The sequence below is a fragment of the Aeromonas sp. FDAARGOS 1402 genome, from assembly GCF_019046925.1.
Taxonomy (GTDB): Bacteria; Pseudomonadota; Gammaproteobacteria; order Enterobacterales; family Aeromonadaceae; genus Aeromonas; species Aeromonas caviae.
In genome coordinates, this window is the sequence record NZ_CP077201.1 from 3,091,069 (window position 1) to 3,109,921 (window position 18,853).

At 63.1% G+C, this 18,853-nt stretch carries 13 protein-coding genes and 4 pseudogenes; 14 read left to right on the forward strand and 3 right to left on the reverse strand.

Annotated features, from left to right (window positions below; genetic code table 11):
* Window positions 1–151 precede the first annotated feature (151 nt).
* The 13 genes and pseudogenes from I6L32_RS14870 to I6L32_RS14915 all read left to right on the forward strand — a co-directional run bounded on the left by I6L32_RS14870 (window position 152) and on the right by I6L32_RS14915 (window position 15,018).
* Entirely contained in the window at window positions 152–2,989 is a 2,838-nt protein-coding gene (locus I6L32_RS14870; protein WP_216944084.1) for a tape measure protein, read from the forward strand.
* The gene (locus I6L32_RS14875; RefSeq protein ID WP_216944085.1) at window positions 2,986–3,354 is read left to right on the forward strand and encodes a hypothetical protein; all 369 of its coding nucleotides are present in this window, start codon (window positions 2,986–2,988) and stop codon (window positions 3,352–3,354) included. The genes I6L32_RS14870 and I6L32_RS14875 overlap by 4 nt, the downstream gene beginning before the upstream one ends.
* Window positions 3,351–6,968, forward strand: coding sequence for a curculin (mannose-binding) lectin protein (locus I6L32_RS14880; RefSeq protein WP_216944086.1), 3,618 nt, complete (start codon window positions 3,351–3,353; stop codon window positions 6,966–6,968). Before I6L32_RS14875 ends, I6L32_RS14880 begins: the two co-directional genes overlap by 4 nt.
* 47 nt (window positions 6,969–7,015) lie before the next feature.
* Complete coding sequence (locus I6L32_RS23120) at window positions 7,016–7,702, forward strand: hypothetical protein (protein WP_254203829.1); 687 nt, start codon at window positions 7,016–7,018, stop codon at window positions 7,700–7,702.
* 234 nt (window positions 7,703–7,936) lie between these two features.
* Window positions 7,937–8,206 carry a hypothetical protein gene (locus I6L32_RS23125; RefSeq protein ID WP_254203830.1) on the forward strand — a complete coding sequence of 90 codons (270 nt, stop codon included), beginning with the start codon at window positions 7,937–7,939 and terminating at the stop codon, window positions 8,204–8,206.
* A gap of 211 nt (window positions 8,207–8,417) precedes the next feature.
* Window positions 8,418–8,969 (forward strand): LamG domain-containing protein, encoded by a 552-nt coding sequence (locus tag I6L32_RS23130; RefSeq protein WP_254203831.1) that lies wholly within the window; start codon window positions 8,418–8,420, stop codon window positions 8,967–8,969.
* 37 nt (window positions 8,970–9,006) lie between these two features.
* Window positions 9,007–9,366, forward strand: a complete 360-nt coding sequence (locus I6L32_RS23135) for a hypothetical protein (protein ID WP_254203832.1) — start codon at window positions 9,007–9,009, stop codon at window positions 9,364–9,366.
* A 156-nt stretch (window positions 9,367–9,522) separates the two neighbouring features.
* Complete coding sequence (locus tag I6L32_RS14895; RefSeq protein ID WP_216945261.1) at window positions 9,523–9,771, forward strand: hypothetical protein; 249 nt, start codon at window positions 9,523–9,525, stop codon at window positions 9,769–9,771.
* A gap of 74 nt (window positions 9,772–9,845) precedes the next feature.
* Complete coding sequence (locus I6L32_RS23140; protein WP_254203833.1) at window positions 9,846–10,076, forward strand: hypothetical protein; 231 nt, start codon at window positions 9,846–9,848, stop codon at window positions 10,074–10,076.
* On the forward strand, window positions 10,073–11,749 hold the full coding sequence (locus I6L32_RS14900) for a hypothetical protein (RefSeq protein WP_254203834.1): 1,677 nt from the start codon (window positions 10,073–10,075) through the stop codon (window positions 11,747–11,749). The genes I6L32_RS23140 and I6L32_RS14900 overlap by 4 nt, the downstream gene beginning before the upstream one ends.
* Window positions 11,746–11,970, forward strand: coding sequence for a hypothetical protein (locus tag I6L32_RS14905; RefSeq protein WP_216944087.1), 225 nt, complete (start codon window positions 11,746–11,748; stop codon window positions 11,968–11,970). The genes I6L32_RS14900 and I6L32_RS14905 overlap by 4 nt, the downstream gene beginning before the upstream one ends.
* Before the next feature lie 218 nt (window positions 11,971–12,188).
* Window positions 12,189–13,381: pseudogene (gene fabV / locus I6L32_RS14910) on the forward strand (enoyl-ACP reductase FabV).
* 162 nt (window positions 13,382–13,543) lie between these two features.
* A pseudogene (locus I6L32_RS14915) lies at window positions 13,544–15,018 on the forward strand (YfcC family protein).
* A gap of 65 nt (window positions 15,019–15,083) precedes the next feature.
* On the opposite strand, the gene I6L32_RS14920 reads toward I6L32_RS14915, so the two are convergent.
* Window positions 15,084–16,298, reverse strand: a complete 1,215-nt coding sequence (locus I6L32_RS14920; protein ID WP_216944088.1) for a pyridoxal phosphate-dependent aminotransferase — start codon at window positions 16,296–16,298, stop codon at window positions 15,084–15,086.
* A 357-nt stretch (window positions 16,299–16,655) separates the two neighbouring features.
* Here I6L32_RS14920 and I6L32_RS14925 point away from each other — a divergent pair.
* Window positions 16,656–16,882: pseudogene (locus tag I6L32_RS14925) on the forward strand (DUF1653 domain-containing protein).
* Window positions 16,883–16,921: 39 nt separating this feature from the next.
* Here I6L32_RS14925 and I6L32_RS14930 read toward each other — a convergent pair.
* Window positions 16,922–17,180 (reverse strand): annotated as a pseudogene (locus I6L32_RS14930) (GrxA family glutaredoxin).
* 211 nt (window positions 17,181–17,391) lie between these two features.
* Window positions 17,392–18,708, reverse strand: coding sequence for a D-alanyl-D-alanine carboxypeptidase/D-alanyl-D-alanine-endopeptidase (gene dacB, locus I6L32_RS14935; RefSeq protein WP_254203835.1), 1,317 nt, complete (start codon window positions 18,706–18,708; stop codon window positions 17,392–17,394).
* Between the last annotated feature and the right edge of the window lie 145 nt (window positions 18,709–18,853).

Below are 18,853 nucleotides of genomic sequence, written 5' to 3' on the forward strand. Positions count from 1 at the left end.
CTCCAATGATGTCTTTAAATCCTATGTTAGGATGAGGCAACGTAAACGAACACGTTCGCTGCCTGTGATAGCCCTCTGTAATCTGCAATAAATCATAATAATCTTCTACCAATTTATCATAGGGCATATCTGAATCTCTCAGGAATGCCCCATGTCCACCTCTCCCACCCTCAAACTTGCCCTGGAGCTGGCAGCCAAGGTCACTGGCCGCGAGGATCTGGCCGCGCTGGCGGGGCAGGTGCAGGAACTGGGCCCCCTTTCTGACGAGACCGCCGCCGAGACCGAGCGCCTGGCGCAAACCCTGGAAACCCTGACTCAGCAGCAGGAGCTGATCAATCAATTCGAGGCCAGCGGCCGCGCCCTGACTCAGCTCGAACTGGCCACCGTGCTCTCCCGGGACCGCTTGTCCGAACTGCGCCGCGAGCAGCAGGGGGCAGCAGGCAGCGCCCACCAGCTCACCGACCAGGAACGACTGCTGGCCTCCGAGGTCAAGCAGCTGGAGCGCCAGCTGGTCGCCCAGGCGGCCAGCCATAGCCGCTTGCATGCTGGCCTTTCCCAAGCCGGGCTCGATACCCGCAACCTCGCCCAGGAACAGAACAGACTGCAGCGCGAACTGCGTGAGAGCGCGGCCCAGACCGAGCGGCTGGGGCGCTCCCTGGTGCAGGGAGCGCAAGGCGCTGGCGGCTTCCAGGGGGCCATCGGTAGCCTGACTGGCCGCTTGGTGGCCCTGGCCGGTACCTGGTTCGGCATCCAGACCCTGACCACCCAACTGATGGCCATGTTCCAGACCGGCGATCAGGCCGAGCGGCTCAATGTGCAGCTCAAGGCGGTGATGGGGTCGATTGCCAGCGGCAAAGAGGCCTCTGTCTGGATCCAGGACTTCGCCAAGAACACCCCGCTGCAGCTCGACGAGGTGACTCAGGTCTTCGTGCGCCTGAAAGCCTTTGGCATCGACCCCATGAACGGCGCCATGCAGGGCATCGTCGATCAGGCGTTCAAGCTCGGCGGGGGATTTGAGGAGGTGCAGGGCATCTCCCTGGCCCTCGGCCAGGCCTGGGCCAAGCAGAAGCTGCAGGGGGAGGAGATCCTGCAGCTGATCGAACGCGGGGTGCCGGTGTGGCAACTGCTGGAGCAGGTCACCGGCAAGAACACCGCCGAGCTGCAGAAGCTCTCGGAGGCTGGCAAGCTCGGCCGTGACACCATCCAGGCGCTGATGAACGAGATCGCCGCCCAGTCGAGCGGGGCGGCGGCCAACAACATGAGCCTGCTCTCGGGGCTTATCTCCAACGCCCAGGACAACCTGGCCAAGTTCTACCGCATAGTGGCGGAGAGCGGGGCGCTGACCTGGCTCAAGAACCAGCTGGCCAGCCTGAACCGTGAATTTGACCAGATGGCCCAGGATGGCCGCCTGCAGGCGTGGGCCCAGCGCCTCTCCGATGGCATCGTCGGGCTTGGGGAGTCCATCAAGGCCTTTATCCAGACCGTCTATGCCTGGCGGGATGCCCTGCTGGTGATGGCCCAGGCCTGGTATGGCCTGAAAATCGCCAGCTGGATTGCCGATCTGCGCGGCCTCTATGGCCAGTTCATCGCCCTGCCAGCGGCGACGGCCACGGCGGCGGGTGGCATGACCACGGCAGGGACGGCGGCAGCCGGTGCGGCTATCGGCGTGCGGGCGCTGGGCATGGCCATCAGGGCTGTGCTGGCCGCTGTGACGGTGGAATCCATCATCCAGATCACCCAGTTCGCCAACGCCCTGCGCCAATGGGTGCAGGCGGAGCTGGCCCTGAGAGAGGCGCAGACCCTGCGCTCGCAAACCCAGGCCCAGCTCAATGGCCAACTGGCGGCGCTCTCGGCGCAGCTGGGCATTGCAATCACCAGTGTGGAAGACATGGACCGGGCCGTGGCCGAGGGCAAGGTGCATTACGACGAGGCGACCGGCAGCTGGCGACAAGGGGCCGCCGCCGTCAAAGAGATCGGTACCGAGGCCAAGCAGACCCGCGACTACCTGGATGAGATCAATGCCGTCGCCAGGAAAACGGCGGCAGAGCTCCCCGCCACCCTTGGCAAGGCTGCCCAGACCCTGGGGCTGGACTTCGAGCGGGCCAATGGCCGCATCGGCGAGAGCTTCAAGGAGACCCTCGGCGCCCTGGATACCCTGGTGCAGCACAGCGGATCCAGCTCGGCGGCCTGTGAAGAGTACCTGGCGGCGGCGTTCAACCAGGCGAAGAACAAGGCCGAGATCGACGCGGTGATCGAGCGCATGCAGGCGATGGCCAAGCAGGGCCAGCTCACCGGGGACGGCATCACCCGCTCCATGGCCATCGCCAATGATGCGATGAACAAGATCAAAGGGGGCAGCGGCGATGCCAAACAGGCGGTGGCGGCGATCGGCGATGGCTTCGATACGGCGGCCGCCAAGGCCAAGAGTGCCACCGATGCCATGCGCTCGGGCCTTCGTGGCGTACAGGACGAAGCTGTGCAGACCGGCAACGCCGTGGCGTCGGCAGGAGGCGGGGGCGGTTCGGGCGGTGGCCGGGGGGAGGTGACCCGCAGCGTGGGCGCCGGCTCGTTCTTCTACAAGACCGTGGACATCAACAACCTGCGGGGCAACGCCGATGCCCTGGCCAACACGCTCGCCGGCGTGGAAGAGGAGCTGGCCCGCTACAGCCAGAAGGTCAGGGACATCCCGGCCTATAGCGAGTGGAGCAAGTATTACGGCGAGAAGTTCCAGAAGGAGATGGAGGCCATGCGCACCAAGCTCCAGCAGGAACTGAGCAAAGCCCAGGCCAAGGAAGCAGAGAAGGCGCAGACCTCCACCTCGGCTGCCAGTCAAGCCGGGCCATCTTCCCAAACCTCGTTCACCCAGGGGCAGCCCCAGCGGATCATCATCGAGCTGAGATCAGGCTCCGCCCGGGCCGAAGTTCAGGCCGATGAGGCCAATGCTGCCGCCTTTATCAACCTCCTTAAACAGCAAGGATTGCGCTCATGAACGTCACCTTAAACGGGCTGCTCCTGCCCGATGATCTCGTTTGGCGCGACGAGTTCGATTGGTCGCCCGTCGAGCAGGTTGTCACGCCGACGCTCTCTGGCGCTCTCCTGGTCGAGGAAACGGCCACGCCGGAGGGACGCCCCATCACCCTGGTGGGCCATGCCCCCCGCGCCACGGTGCTCTTGCTTAAAGCGCTGGAGGCGCAGGTGGCCCAGCTGATGACCCTCACTTTGCTCGATGGGCAGCAGCGGGAGGTGGTCTGGCGGCGGCCTGGTGTTGTGGCCATCCCCGTGATCGAGATGGCTGACCCCGAGGCGGGTGAGCCCTATGCCCTGACTCTTAACTTCACCGAGGTGATCCGATGACCATTCATTCCGGCGACATCAAACTGATGGCCAGTCAGCGGTTGACTGACACCACGGACGGCGGCGGCCGCATCACCGGTCATGAAATCGTGAGCGGCGAGCACAATGGCCTGTTTCAGGACATCAGCGATCTCGACCGCACTTATGGGGTGGTCAGCATGCGCAAGGCGTTTCTGGCGGTGCAGACGGATGACACGGACACCTATCGGGGTGCCCATATCATCGTGCAGGTGCCCCCGGCTGACCCGAACGTGGGGCTATGCCTCATCAACACCCGGGATCATCACGACACCCGCGCCAATGCCCGCGACGTGCTGGAGCGTTATCTGGCCCGTGGGCCCAAGTGGCGCGGCTTCCTGTACGACACCCAGCTCGAAGGCCAGCGGGCGATCCGCTTCTTCCAGCGCGTCGAGGTGCGCCTGCCGGAAGTGGGGGAGACCCTGGTGCTGGTCGGCAACGAGGGCAAGGCGGGGGAGTTCGAGCAGTACGTGCGGGTGCTGGAAGTCACCCAGCAGCTGGCCAAGTTCCAGGTGCCCAACGTGCCCGAGTTCACGCGCAACGTGGTGACCTGCAAGCTGGCTGACCCGTTGCGTTACACCTTCGAGGGGGAGCAGCCGACCCCCTATGATGTGGTGACCAACGTCAAAACCGCCCTGCGGGAAACCGTGGTGGCCGATGCCGCCAACTACTTCGCCACCACCAAGCTGGCGGAGGCGGTGAACCTGGGCGCCATGCAGGTGCGGGCCAAGACGATCTTTACCCAGATCGTGCCGTCTGCCCGCACCGAGACCCCAGCGGTGGATCTGACAGCGGCTGGCGAGATGGCCAGCCTGGTGGACTCTGGCAAGGGGCTGGTCAGCTTCTCGACCGTGGTCAGCATTGCCCCCAGCCGGGGCCTGTTCCTCGGCACGGGTGTGAAACCCGGCACCCTGACCATCACCATCGGTGCGGCCGTCATCACTGACAAGGGGGGCGAGCTGGTTGTGGCCGGGTCCGTGGTGGGTGCTATCGACTATGGCCGTGGTCAGCTGGAGTTCAACGCCCAGTGCCCGAACTACGGGGCCGCCAGCAAAACCATCAGCTTCTGGCCAGCGTCTCGCCCGTCCCGTATCGCTGACACGGCCAGGATCGACATCAAGGCCAACAACCGGGGCTATGCCTACACCATCACCCTGCTGCCGACTCCGGCACCGGGCACCCTCACGGTGTCGTTTATGGCGCAGGGGAAATGGTACGACTTGAAGGACAACGGGCGCGGCGAGCTGTTCGGCGCGGATCGCTCGTTCGGCACCGGGATCGTCAACCTGGCCACCGGGTCGGTCATGCTGACCCTGGGGGCCCTGCCGGACGTGGACACCGCGATCCTGTTCAGCTGGGCGACCCCGGTCAACTACACCAACCGCAGCAACCAGCCCATCAGCATCAGCAAATCGGCATGGCAACTGCCCCACACCGGGATCACCCCCAAGAGCGTGATCCTGACTTGGGGCAGCGGCCAAACGGCCAACGATGCGGTGGGGGACGGGCGCCTGCGCGGCGACATCACCGGCACCATCAACTATGCCGAGGGGGTGATCATCCTCGATCACATCACCCTGCCGGCGCTGGGCCAGGAGTACATCGCCCAGTACCAGTACGGTGAGCCGGTGACCGAGCGCCACGTTGAACCGGGGCGCCTGAGTACCCCCGGCCAGGTGGGGCACCTCTCTATCACCCTGGACGGGGCAGGTGGCGGGGCCACCAACCTGACCCCCGGGTCGGTGCATGTCAAATTCAACGCGCTCTATCACAAGTTCGATGTGGACGATCAGGAGCTGGTGATCCAGACCCGCGACCCGGTGATCACCCTGCTGGATGACGGCCAGGGCAACCTCAAGGACGCCAGCGGCAACACCCTGGGGGCCATTAACTACGCCGCCGGCACCCTGCATTTCATGCCGGATGGCAGTGCCCCCTTGCCCAAGCCGACCTATGCCTGGGTGACCGTGGGCACCAAATGGGTGGGCAACAACCAGGTGGCGGTGCAGCGCTGGACCATGACCGGCATCGAGTACCACAACACGGCGTACACCTTCCCCGATGGCGAGGGGGGCTGGGTCGAGGTGACCTACCGCAACAACAACAGTGCGCTGGCGCAAAACGCCACCCTGACCGCCCAGGCGCTGCGCATTGATGTCACCCCCGGGTTTGCGGAGGCCATTCTGGAAGGGTCGCTGCGCTTCACCCTGGGGGGGGCGGTCTATGTAGACCGCCAAGGCCTGCTCTACCGCAACCCGGACCCGGAGACGGGATCCGGTATCCAGGCAGGGACCATCGACTACTCGAACGGGTTGGCGGTGCTGTCTGACTGGGCGGCCGGGCAGACGGCGCAGCCGTCGCTGCAGTCCCTGGCCACCTCGTTCAGTGCCCAGTCGGTGGATGAGGTGACCTTCCGCACCCCGGGGGCGCCGGTGGCGCCGGGTAGCCTCTACATCAGCGCCAACACCGCGAGCGGGCGGCGCATTGAGGCCACGGCGGACGGGGACGGCTATTTCACCACCACCGACATGGATGGCCGGGTGAACTACCAGACCGGGGTGGTGACGGTGCGCTTTGGTCGGTTCGTCACCGCTGCGGGCAACGAGAGCCAGCCCTGGTATGACGTTGACCAGGTGGGGCTGGACGGCAAGATCTGGCGCCCCACTAGCGTGGTGGCCGACACCATCCTGTTCAACTGTGTGGTGTTCAGCTATCTACCCCTCGATGCCGACATCATCGGGCTGGATCCGGTGCGGTTGCCGTCCGATGGCCGGGTGCCCTTCATCCGCAAGGGGACCACGGTGGTGGTTCACAGCACCCGCAAGTCGGCGTTCCCGCTGGGGGTCAGTGCAGGGCAGCAGCTCAGCACCGGCCGCACCCGCCTGGCGCATGCCCATGTGGAGGACAAGAATGGCAAGGCGCTGGCGACCACCCTCTACAGCGTCAACCTGGATAGCGGCGTGGTGACCCTCGGCACCCCATTAGACCTGACCGGCTATGTCGAACCCCTCTATGCCGTGCATCGCATTGAGGACATGAGCCTGGTCAGCGACGTGGAGATCTCGGGGCGCCTGCTGCTGACCAAGGCACTGTCCCATGCCTATGACCCGGCAGATACCTATGTCTCCAGCGCCCTCATCATCGGCGACCTGTGGGCCAGGTATACCAACCTGTTCGATCAAAAGGCGTGGACCAATGTCTGGTCTGATTACCTCATCGGCGATCAGTCTACGGCGCAATACAACGACACGGTTTACCCGATCCTGGTCACCAACCGGGGCGCCCTGCAGGAGCGCTGGGCGGTGATCTTCACTTCCAGCACCACCTTTGTGCTGGTCGGGGAGCATGTGGGCCAGATCGCGGCGGGGGATGTAAACACCGACTTGGCCCCCATCAACCCCAACAACGGCCAGCCCTATTTCCTGCTGGACAAGCGGGGCTGGGGGTCAGGCTGGGCGAGTGGCAACGTGCTGCGTTTCACCACCGAGGCAGCCGGCGCCCCCTTCTGGCCGATCCGTACCGTGTTGCAGTCGGTGGCGTCACAGGATACCGACAAGTTTGAGCTGGCCCTGCGCGGCAACATCAACACCCCATAAGGGACCAACCAGGTGGGGCAATCTGCCCCACCCCATAGGAGATCATCATGGCGTTTCCGGTGAAATGGTTTGCGAGTCAGATGCAGGGAGCCCCGAGCCTGGGGGACACCACCGCCGGGGCCCTGACGGCCCTGCTCAAGGCGGTGCTGGTGACCGGGTTCGGCAACCTCACGATCAATGCCCTGGTGTGGGATGCCGCCGAAGGGGCCGCCAAGGCCACGTTTTCCGGCGGGCACGCCTACCTCAAAGACTCGGTGATCGAGGTGAGCGGGGCGAGCCCGGCCGCCTACAACGGCGAGCATCGAGTGAAGAAGGTGAGCAGCACCGAAGTCTGGTTCGAGCTGGACGGCGGCAACCCGGGCAGTGCCGGCAGCGGCACCATGTCGATGAAGGTGGCACCCCTCGGCTGGACCCTGACCCATGAGAGTGGTGACGGCCAGGTGGCCATCTATCGCCCCACCAATGTCAGCGAGTCGGGCAACGTTTCCTTGCGCATCGACAACACCGCATTCAGCGGCTGGACCGGTGCAGCCAACGCCTATTTGGCGAAGGTGGCCATGGTCGAGGATGTGGTGGACATCAACACCTTCACCACCATTTACGAGCACCGCTGGCCTGCCACGGGGCGCTATAGCGACAAGCGTTGGATCTTATCGGTGATCCCCAGCTGTTCTATTTTCTGCCCGCCTATGGCGCCTCGAACTACCAGCATTTCTACCTCTTCGGCTATTTGAAGTCGGTCAGGCCAGGGATCGCTATCATGCTGTCATAGCCCATTATCCCAGCCTGCTGGCGACAGAAACGGCCAGAAACTGGGCTCAAGGCGCTGGGGCATCCAACAGCAACTATGGCAACCAGTTCCTCAACTTTGATGTGTCTCTCTATCGCAAAATGGCGCGGCATATAGCCAACTGTTTGGCTCTGCTGACTGGTGGCTGAAAGGCATCTTTTCCCGGTTTGGCACCGGCATGAATACCCCCAACGGCCCGGATAACGGTTTTTACATGAGCACCGATCCCATCATGCTCTTTGAAACAGGGTCTAACCTGCGTGGCTTCATGCCGGGCCTGATTGTGCCCTATGGCACCATCGCGGGCTGGGATCGCAAGAATTTCGCTGACTTGCCCGCCGTGCCCGGGAAAATTGTGCGCTTTATTCAGCCGTGCTATTCGGAGACACAATCCACCGCCGGGCTGGTCACATTGGTGGCGTTTGATCTGACCGGACCGTGGAGGTAAGCATGGCCACACTCTCTGATCTCATTCAGGCCACCGCTGGTTTGCTTGCTTACTGGCCGTTGAACAGTAACGGCAATGATCTCAGTGGTAATAACCGTCATCTCACCCCGGTCGGTTCGGTGAGTTTTTTAGCCCCACCGATGACGACACAACTGGTGCCATCGGTTCTGACGCCCCCATTAGTGGGTCACTGCGGATTGCCCAGGACAGCTTGCCGAAGATCAAGGCCGTTGAGGGGATATTCAGACTGGATGGCGAAAAAGGAAATGGCACATACAGCACCGCCATCGGTGTGAATCAGCCCCTTACAGGGAACGCGGGCCGATACATGCTGCTCTATCAAGACAACCTGGGTGTGTGCAGTTACCAGAATATGACCAACCCATCGGTGCCTGTCAGTTACCCCTCGCTGACCAACTTCTGGGAAAACCTATCAGTCGGCAATCATCACTATGTCGTGCAGCTCAATGAGGCGGGCACGGCGACCGAGGTTTACATCGACGGCGTGAAAGACTCGGCAATGACGGTGCCGTTCGATGTGTTCTCTCAAGCAGCCGGCAAATACCTGACGGTGGGGGCCTATTACTACAACGCCGTAAATAACGGCTCTTGCCAGACCTGTGATGTCGCCATTTATGGTCGGCCCCTGACACAAGAGGAGATCACCGCTCGCCAGCCATTTCGCTTGGATCAAGACCGCCGCGCTCAATGCCGTTCCCGCCAACCAGGAGCCCCGCAGCCAGTTCGAGCCGCAGGATGTTGAGTGGCGTGGCAGTCCAGGGGCAGTCTATGCCGGCCCCATGTCTGCCCTGCCGGTGACGGCGGCGCCGCTTTGCCAGGGGCGGGATCTGAACTGGATCCGGGATGGCGAACAGAGCGCCGAGCAGGGTTACATCGAGAGCACCGTCACCATCAACGGGGAGGGGGTCAGACGCCGGGTACTGTGCTTTGAACAGGCGGGGAACCTCATCGGCGAGACCTACAGCCGGGCATCTGACGGCAAGTACCGGTTCGACCTGCTTTGGCTCAACCGCCGTTACATGGTGGTCGCCCAGGATGATCCGGCGTTCGGCCCGGCCGATTACAACGCCGTGGCGGCTGATTTCCAGCTTCCCACCCCCTACGCCCCCGGTGAGGGGGTCGGTCTGTCAGGAGGTTGATATGTTCACCTACTCCGATACGTTGCGCACCGCCCGCGCCGATCTGCTGGCCACGGCCATCGACTCAGGCAGTGCGGGGCCGGCGACCCTCACCATTTATACCGGGCCACGGCCCGCCCGGGGGCCGCCGTCACCAGCCAGGTGCTGCTGGTCGCCATGCAGTTTACCCACCCCTGCGCACAGAGCGTGACGGGCGGGGTGCTGACCCTCAAGCCGCTTGCCGAGAAGATGGTCACCGGCAACGGAGTCCAGGCGTGGGGGCGGTTGGCCAACCGCGATGGGGTCTTTATCGCAGACCTGGATGTGGGGCCACCGGGCAGCGGGGCCGACATCGAGATCCCGGCGAACGAGCTGTATGCGGGCGCCATGGTGCGCATCAACAATGCCACCTTCACCGAACCCTAACCGCTCTGCGTGAGCCAAGAGGTCAGCATGGCCAGAACCGACGCCCGCCTGGCGCTGCAGAAGGCCCGCAAGTCGTGTCCGCTGCCCTGGAGCTGAACCCGGCTATGGTGGTGCGCTATGTGGCCGTGCTGCAGGGCACCTGTCTGCCGCCCACCTTCGCCAGCTCCCCCGGGCTGGTGCTGCCTGCCGTCTTGCAGGGGCAGGGGCAGGCACCGCTGACTGATGTCACGATCACGCCCATCCATCCGGCTACCCTGGCCAGCACGGCCCCTGCCACGGTCACGGACATCACCGCCAGCGTGTGATCGATGCAACGCTGACCGTGACGGCGCGCGGCCGACGCTCTCTACCAGATGAGGCTGGCAATGACATCAACGTGTTTCGGGGGCCGAGCCACACCAGCCAGGGTCAGTGGCAGCAAGCCCAGGATGTAGTGGCCAGCGTCATCAGCCACTGGGAGCGACCCGGGGTGGCCCAGGCGCACCATCAGCAGTCTTGGCAAGAGGGCACGGCGCTGGAGAGCACTCTGGTAGGTGTCGCGGCCCAGATGCCGCGCTGCGATAACCTGGTGCAGGATCGCTTTGAAGAAGGCCCGGCACTGGGCACGACCCACGGAACCGGCTTTACCAGCCTGCCGCGCTGCGATGTCACTCCGCGCTCGCCGTGGCGTGAGGCCACCAGGGCGGGGTGCTGGCAGGTGAGCGGTTATCGTGACCTGCCGCGCTTGGACAACGAGTGGCAGGGCGGCTGGGCCCAGGGTATCGGGCTGGGGTTCACCCTGACCGGCCAGCGCTGGCAGTGGGGTCTGCCCCTTCGCAAAAGCTGGCGGGATGGGTGGGACGAGGCGATACAGCCCCCCTGGGGCATCACGCCGCCCCCCAAGCCCCCCATCACCCCAGAGCGCCCGGACAAGCGCAGCCGCAAGCTGGCGTTCGGCCGCCCCCGGGGGGGCGCATCCCTGGAGTTTGTCTGGTTCGGGCAAGCCCACATCGTTATTCCAACCCGGAGGGTTTACCTGGTGAGCAACGCAGCACAGATAGTGCGAGTCAGAGACGGGCTCGACATTCCCGCCACCTCGCTGGGCATCGAACTTGATACCGACTCCTGGGCCTGGCAGTTCACGGCCCAGATCCCCCGCATCGCGGCAGCCGAGATGACGGACGAGGAGGAGGTAAGCATCTTCGTCAACGGCCAGCAGTGGGATTGCGTGTGCGATGGTTGGCAATCAAGCCAGAGCTTTGCCCGTGAGTCGGCGACCCTCACCGGGCGCTCTCGCACGGCCTATTTGTCACCGACCCATGTCTTACCCCAGGCAGTGAGCGAGATCGGGGCTGCGACCATGGCCCAGCTCGCAGAGGCGCTGCTGCCGTTCGGCTGGACCCTGGACTGGCAGGCGCCGGATTGGCTGGTACCTGGCGGATTTTTCAGCCTGGACAGCCAGACTCCCATCGAGGCGATCAAGTACCTGGCCGAGGCGGCGGGTGGGTTCGTGTTGCCGCACCAGCGCGATCGGCACCTGGTCATCAAGCCGCGCTATCCGACCGTGCCCTGGCAGATCGATGGGGCGCTGGCCGACGTGGCCATCCCCCGCGCTATCATCACGACGCTGGGCAGCGACTTCCAGCCGGGGCAGCCTGCGAACGGCATCTATGTCAGCGGTGGCCATCAGGGCATCAACGCGCGGGTGCTGCGCCAAGGCACAGCAGGGGAGCGGCAGGCTTTGGCCATCACCCACCCGCTGGTGTGCGATGTGGTGGCGGCCCGCGCCCAAGGTGTGGTGGGGCTGGCCAAGACTATGCCGAAGCGCACCCAGACCATCCAGCTGCCGTTGTCCGGCGACACGGGGCTTATTCTGCCCGGGGCGTTGCTCGCGGTGGATGGCTGGAAGGGATACAACCGGGGCGTCAGGGTCTCTGCTGAGCTACAGAACAAGGCCATGACGGTGCGCCAGCAACTGAGTGTGGAGCGATTTGTATGAACCTGTTCAAGCAGTTCCGGGAGCTGATACCCGGCGCCGAACCGTTGCTGGTCGGTACCGTCACCGCAACGACGGGTACCAGTACCACGCTGGAGGCCCCGGGCGGGGGCGTAGTGATCGTGCGAGGGGGAGGGGTGGCCATCGGCCAGAAGGCGTTTTATCAGGGAGGCGCCATCATTGGGCCCGCGCCTGATTTACCAACCTATGAAATCGAGGTTTAAACCCCTGTTAAGCGTCTTTCAAACTGGGTGATTCCTGATTCACCGAGTTTGATAAATGCGGCTGAACTCTGTTTGTCGTTTTACCCAGAAGATTTTTTCATTTTTCGCGGCGGGCTACACCTGTTTCCCCGCAGTTCAACACATCAGAGCACCATAACGGGCCGCAATGAGGTATCTTATGCCCCGATTTCATCCATCAAACGGATAAGAGACAACACATGATCATCAAACCCAAGGTTCGCGGCTTTATCTGCACCACCACCCACCCGGTCGGTTGTGAAGCCAATGTTCGTCGCCAGATCGCTTACACCCAAGCCAAGGGCGCCATCGAGAATGGCCCCAAGAAGGTGCTGGTGATCGGCGCTTCCACCGGCTATGGTCTGGCCTCCCGCATTGCCGCAGCCTTCGGCAGCGGAGCTGCTACCATCGGTGTCTTCTTCGAAAAGCCGAGCTCCGAGACCAAGACGGGCTCCGCCGGCTGGTACAACTCCGCCGCCTTCGACAAGGCCGCCAAAGAGGCCGGCCTCTACGCCAAGAGCATCAATGGCGATGCCTTCTCCCACGAGTGCCGTGCCAAGGTGAGCGAGCTCATCAGCAGGATTGGGTCAAATCGAATCTGGTGGTCTATTCCCTGGCCTCTCCGGTGCGCAAGCTGCCGGATACCGGCGAAGTGGTGCGCTCCGCCCTCAAACCCATCGGCGAGGTCTACACCTCCACCGCCATCGACACCAACAAGGATCAGATCATCACCGCCACCGTCGAGCCGGCGAATGAGGAAGAGATCCAGAGCACCATCACCGTCATGGGCGGCCAGGACTGGGAACTGTGGATGGCGGCTCTGCGCGATGCGGGTGTGCTGGCTGACGGTGCCAAGTCCGTGGCCTACTCCTACATCGGTACCGACCTGACCTGGCCCATCTACTGGCACGGTACTCTGGGCCGTGCCAAGGAAGATCTGGACCGCGCCGCCACCGCCATCCGTGGCGATCTGGCTGCCAAGGGGGGGACCGCCCACGTGGCCGTGCTCAAATCCGTGGTGACCCAGGCCTCCTCTGCCATTCCCGTGATGCCGCTCTACATCTCCATGGCCTTCAAGATCATGAAGGAGAAGGGCATTCACGAGGGCTGCATGGAGCAGGTGGACCGCATGATGCGCACCCGCCTGTACGGCGCCGACATGGCGCTGGACGAGCAGGCCCGCATCCGCATGGATGACTGGGAACTGCGTGAAGACGTGCAGCAGACCTGCCGTGATCTCTGGCCCTCCATCACCACCGAGAACCTCTCCGAGCTGACTGACTACACCGGCTACAAGCAGGAGTTCCTGCGCCTGTTCGGTTTCGGCCTGGACGAGGTGGACTACGATGCGGACGTGAATCCGGACGTGCAATTCGACGTGGTCGAGCTGTAAGTCGGTCGCCAGCACAGACAGGGCCCTGCGGGGCCCTGTTTTTTTGCAGCAGACTCAACCTGTTGCCTCAGGTTTATTATCCGCGATCACCTTTTTCCCCGAACAAACCCGCTAGGCTTGCGCTGTCCGGATCACAGACGGCACCGCCGAGGTACGAAAGTCATGACCACATCCCATGAGGCGCCTAAGAAGCGCCAGCTCCCCACGGTTTATACCCTGCTTTTCCTCATCATCGCCCTGATGGCGGCCCTCACCTGGGTGCTGCCGGCGGGAAAATACAACTATGTGACGGCCAAGACCCAGCAGCCGGTGGCGGCAGCCGCCGTGGCCGACTACAGCGGTGACGAGCGACTGCTGCCGGTACCCGGCAGTTACACCGAGCTCCCTTCCCAACCGCAGGGGGTATTCGATGTGCTCAAGGCGCCCATCCAGGGCTTTCACAAGGCGGCGGACGTGGCACTCTTCGTGCTCATCATCGGCGGCTTTCTGGCGGTGACCATGCAGAGCGGGGCGCTGGATGCCGGGGTCGGGGCCATAGTGCGTACCTTCGCCGGGCGCGAGCGGCTGCTCATACCGGTGCTGATCGCCCTGTTTGCCCTGGGTGGCTCCACCTTCGGCATGGCGGAGGAGACGGTAGCCTTCTGGGCACTCATCGTGCCGGTGATGATGGCGGCGGGTTTCGATCGCATGGTGGCGGCGGGGATCATCCTGCTCGGCTCCGGGGTCGGGGTGCTCGCCTCCACCGTCAATCCGTTTGCCACCGGTATCGCCTCCGGCTTTGCGGGTATCCCCATCGGTGAGGGGATAGGGCTGCGGGTCATCCAGTGGCTGCTGCTGGTGATCTTCGCCTCCTGGTTCGTGATGCGCTACGCCAGGCAGGTGCAGCAGAAACAAGTCCCGCTCCGTGCTGGCCGACATCGTTTATGACGACGAGTTCTCCCAGATGAAGAGCGGCAACCTCGCCTTCAGCGGTAAGCAGAAGCTCACCATGCTGGTCTTCTTCGGCACCTTCCTGCTGATGATCTATGCGGTGGTGCTGGTCCGATCTGGGCATCGATCTGCTGCCCACCCTGGGCTGGTGGTTTGACGAGCTCTCCACCCTGTTCTTCAGCGCCTCCATCCTGATTGCCCTCATCAACCGGATGCCGGAGTCCAACTACGTGGCGACCTTCCTGAACGGGGCGCGGGATCTCATCGGGGTGGCCCTGGTGGTAGCGGTGGCGCGCGGCATCTATGTGGTGATGGAGCACGGCGTCATCATCGACACCATACTGCACTGGGCCGAGGGACTGGTGAGCGGGCTGTCGTCGTCGGTCTTCATCCTGATGGCCTATCTGGTGCACATCATCCTGAGCTTCTTCATTCCCTCCACCTCGGGGCTCGCGACCGTCTCCATGCCGTTGATGGGGCCGCTGGCGGACTTCTCCGGCATCTCGCGGGATCTGGTGATCACCGCCTATCAGTCCGCCTCCGGCTGGATCAACCTGTTCGCCCCCACCGCCGCCCACCTGGTGGCGGGGCTGGCGCTCGCCAGGATCCCCTACGATCGCTTCGTGCGCTGGGTGCTGCCCTTCATCATCGGGGTGGCCCTCATCACCATGGCGGTGCTGGTGGCCGGGGCCCTGCTCCACGGCTGATGGCGCGGATAGAACGCGACAGACAACAAAAAGGCTCCCGCGGGAGCCTTTTTCATGAGCCTTGCTTACTGCTTGTAGCCCTTGAGGAAGCGGGCGAGGCGACCGATGGCCTCTTCCAGCTCCTCTTCCCGGGGCAGGAACACCAGGCGGAAGTGATCCGGTGCCGGCCAGTTGAAGCCGGTGCCTTGCACCAGCAGGAGCTTCTCCTGCTGCAGCAGGTCGAACACCATCTTCTGGTCATCGCGAATGTCGTACACCTTGGGGTCGAGGCGCGGGAACATGTAGAGCGCCCCCTTGGGCTTGACGCAGGAGACCCCAGGGATCTCGTTCAAAAGCTCCCAGGCTTTGTCCCGCTGGCGACGCAGGCGGCCCCCCGGCAGGATCAGCTCGTTGATGCTCTGGTAGCCCCCAAGGGCGGTCTGGATGGCGTGCTGCATGGGCACGTTGGCACACAGCCGCATGGAGGCCAGCATCTCCAGCCCCTCGATATAACCCTTGGCACGACCCTTGGGACCGGTGATGACCATCCAGCCCTGGCGGAAGCCACAGGCGCGGTAGGCCTTGGAGAGGCCGTTGAAGGTCACCACCATCACATCGTCGCACAGGGTGCAGACGCTGGTGTGGGAGATGTCGTCGTAGAGGATCTTGTCGTAAATTTCGTCGGCGAAAATGATGAGGTTGTGCTGACGGGCGATCTCGATCACTTCAAGCAAAAACTCGCTGCCGTAGACGGCGCCGGTCGGGTTGTTGGGGTTGATCAGCACCAGGCCGCGGGTGCGCGGGGTGATTCGGGCGCGGATGTCGTCGAGATCCGGATACCAGTCAGCCCCTTCGTCACAGCGGTAGTGCACCGCATGGCCGCCGGAGAGGGTGACGGCCGCGGTCCAGAGCGGGTAGTCGGGGGAGGGCACCAGCATCTCGTCGCCGTTGTTGAGCAGCGCCTGCATCGCCTTCACGATGAGCTCGCTCGCACCGTTGCCGATGTAGATGTCGTCGATGTCGACCTTGCGCATCCCTTTTTGCTGGTAGTACTGCATCACCGCCTTGCGGGCGGAGAAGAGCCCCTTGGAGTCGCAGTAGCCCTGGCTCTGGGGCATGTTGAGGATCACATCCTTGATGATCTCCTCCGGTGCTTCGAAGCCAAACGGGGCCGGATTGCCGATGTTGAGCTTGATGATGCGGTGACCTTCGTCTTCGAGACGGCGAGCTTCTTTGTGCACCGGGCCGCGGATGTCATAGCAGACATCGTCGAGCTTGTGCGACTTGTCGATAGTGAACATGGTGAGCGTGATTCCTTCCCCGTGGGGCGCGTTGGCAGAAAAGCTGTTTTTAGTATCAAAATTTCTTTGCCCTATTCTTCACAGAATTGAATGCTAGAACAATCTAATTTATGGAATAAATCCCTGATATTTACCCCGAAACAGGGTTGTTGAAATGTTAAATTCAGCATGATCGTTTGTCTCTCTTTGGTAGATCAGTGAAAGATGATGGGGGCAGATTCATAATGCAACATGAGTGTATTGAAATATCTCCCCCATCTGGCACGATTGGCTGGGGTAAAAAAGGCCCCGACCCGTCGGGTCTGCCAGGGGAGCACGCAGGCACGGGGCTCATCTTCCCGCTCTCGAGGTTCACTCATGCAGGCACCCGCCACCGGTCGCTACCGCCATTTCAAGGGGGGCTATTACCAGGTTCTGGCCCTGCTTTGCACACCGAAACCCAGGAGCAGCTGGTGATCTATCAATCCGAACAGGATGGTCAGGTCTATGCCCGCCCCGTCGCCATGTTCATGGAGTGGATTGAACATCAGGGACAGGTGGTGAGCCGCTTCACGCCGTGTCCTGAGGCAGGCATGGCGACATGAAAAAAGGCGCCAGAGGCGCCTTTTTCATGGTGTCGGGGCTTACAGACCCAGATTGGCTCTGGCATAGGCCTCAAAATCGGTTGAGCACGCCGATGTGCTGCTCATCCAGGAAGATCTGCGGCACAGTGGTGACCGGCTTGCCCGCCTTGGCGGCGAGATCGTCCTTGGTCAGCCCGGCCACGTTGATATCCACGTAGCGGAACTCGAAGTCATCGCGCTCCTCGGTCAGTTGCTCGGCAATCTGCTTGGCACGCACGCAATAGGGGCAACCGGGACGACCAAAAATCTCTACAAACATCTTTTCTCTCCATTAAACAAGCCGTTGAAGAAGGCCATTGAGATGAGGCTGGGCACAGCATAGCCCTGGCGCCCTGTCAGTCAAAGCTGAAAATAGCGATGCTTACGTTCGCCATCTCCGATTGCGCCCACTGCTGATGACGGCGCCAGCGTCCCTGTTTCGCCCCAAGGCCGGGGAATGAGGCTGCCTTGCCGGCAAGGCAGCCCGTCTATCACTGCTCGACGATCTGGATGGGTTGCTGCTGGTAGATGCTCTCCAGCACGCCTTTTTCGAAGACGGTCCAGGGCCAGGGCGCCTTGCTGGCGCGGTAGCGCTCGTGGGTCGCCGGATCCTGGGAGAGACCGCGCTGGAACATCACGAAGGCCTTGCGCTGGCCACCGGCGGTGTCGATGAAACCGGCGAGGTTCGACGTACCTGTGATGGTACCGGTCTTGGCGTGCACCTTGTTCTTCATCATGGGAGCGGTGACGCTGCGTCGCCAGGCCAGGGTGCCGTCCACCTGGGAGCTTGGCAGCAGCTTGATGAAGTCGAGCTCGGCATCGTTCTTCTGGATGAAGTTAAGCACCGACAACATCTGGCGCGCGCTGATGAGATTGTGGGCGGAGAGGCCGGAGCCGTCAGCCAGGGTGGCGTTGCCAAGGTCAATGCCGTGCTTGGTCAGGATGGCGCGCACCGCCATGGTGCCGCTGCGATAACTGCCCGGCTTGTTGTAGTAGTGACGACCCACGGTGTTGAGGAAGGTATCGGCGTAGAGGTTGTCAGATTTTTTCAGCATCTTGGACAGCATCACCGGCAGGGAGACCGAGTAGTGGGTGGCCAGGGTGTCGGCACCGACAGGGGCCTGATGGGTGACCCGCAGCAGGCCGTCGGGGCTGATGCCGGCGCGGTTCATGGCCCAGCGGATGTTGTCCCAGCCCCAGGCTTCCACGTCGTGGATGGCAAAGCGCAGCCCTTGCGGCTCCTTGTTCGGGGTAATGCAGCCCTTGAGCTCGTAGAAGTTGCCCTTGGCCATGTCCACCTCCAGGGCGCAGAACTGGCGCGCCATGTCGCCATAGCTCATCACCTCCACGTTGTCGGCGCCGATGCCGATGGGCACACCGGTGGCCACGTTGCCCACCGCAGGCTTGCCAATCTGGGTGGCGGTGATGGTGCCGTAGGCGCAGTTCTTGTCGATGATGACCGAGGAGACAGGGGCGGCGAAGCAGAGGGTCTGATCCCCCCAGGACCAGCCGTTGCCGCGCTCGTAGCCGTTGTAGGCGCCGGTGTTTGACAGAGACGTTGCCCTGGATGCGGGGTGAGCGCCTAGCTTGTTTGAACAGGGGCCACCAGAGTCCATGCGCGACAGTGTGGGGGGTCGCCCACGAAGTTGATCCAGATGTCGCCGTTGATGGTGGTGGCCCTGTTTGGCGCCGGGCTGGGCCTGGATGTCGGTGGCGAAGCGGAAGTCGGGCGCCGAGTTCGAGGCGGGGCGGCGAGCGCGTGGAGCACCTTCATTGGTGGAGGCGGGGGCTATCATGTCATCGGGCATGACGGGGCAAATTCCACCCCGTTGTTTGCCCTGTACGATGACCGGCGTACTGGCCCCCCTTGGGGCGGGGTCAGCGGGGGGCGGCCTGGACCGCCAGAGAAAAGAGAGCACAAAAACCAATCAACAGGCCGCTGCATAGGATCCT

Coding starts and splice junctions, on each gene's coding strand:
- I6L32_RS14920 (WP_216944088.1), bottom strand. CDS start 16,298: ATGTTCACTATCGACAAGTCGCACAAGCTCGACGATGTCTGCTATGAC.
- dacB (WP_254203835.1), bottom strand. CDS start 18,708: ATGCCCGATGACATGATAGCCCCCGCCTCCACCAATGAAGGTGCTCCA.
- I6L32_RS14880 (WP_216944086.1), top strand. CDS start 3,351: ATGACCATTCATTCCGGCGACATCAAACTGATGGCCAGTCAGCGGTTG.
- I6L32_RS23125 (WP_254203830.1), top strand. CDS start 7,937: ATGAATACCCCCAACGGCCCGGATAACGGTTTTTACATGAGCACCGAT.
- I6L32_RS14895 (WP_216945261.1), top strand. CDS start 9,523: ATGCAGTTTACCCACCCCTGCGCACAGAGCGTGACGGGCGGGGTGCTG.
- I6L32_RS14875 (WP_216944085.1), top strand. CDS start 2,986: ATGAACGTCACCTTAAACGGGCTGCTCCTGCCCGATGATCTCGTTTGG.
- I6L32_RS23120 (WP_254203829.1), top strand. CDS start 7,016: ATGGCGTTTCCGGTGAAATGGTTTGCGAGTCAGATGCAGGGAGCCCCG.
- I6L32_RS14870 (WP_216944084.1), top strand. CDS start 152: ATGTCCACCTCTCCCACCCTCAAACTTGCCCTGGAGCTGGCAGCCAAG.
- I6L32_RS23135 (WP_254203832.1), top strand. CDS start 9,007: ATGTCTGCCCTGCCGGTGACGGCGGCGCCGCTTTGCCAGGGGCGGGAT.
- I6L32_RS14905 (WP_216944087.1), top strand. CDS start 11,746: ATGAACCTGTTCAAGCAGTTCCGGGAGCTGATACCCGGCGCCGAACCG.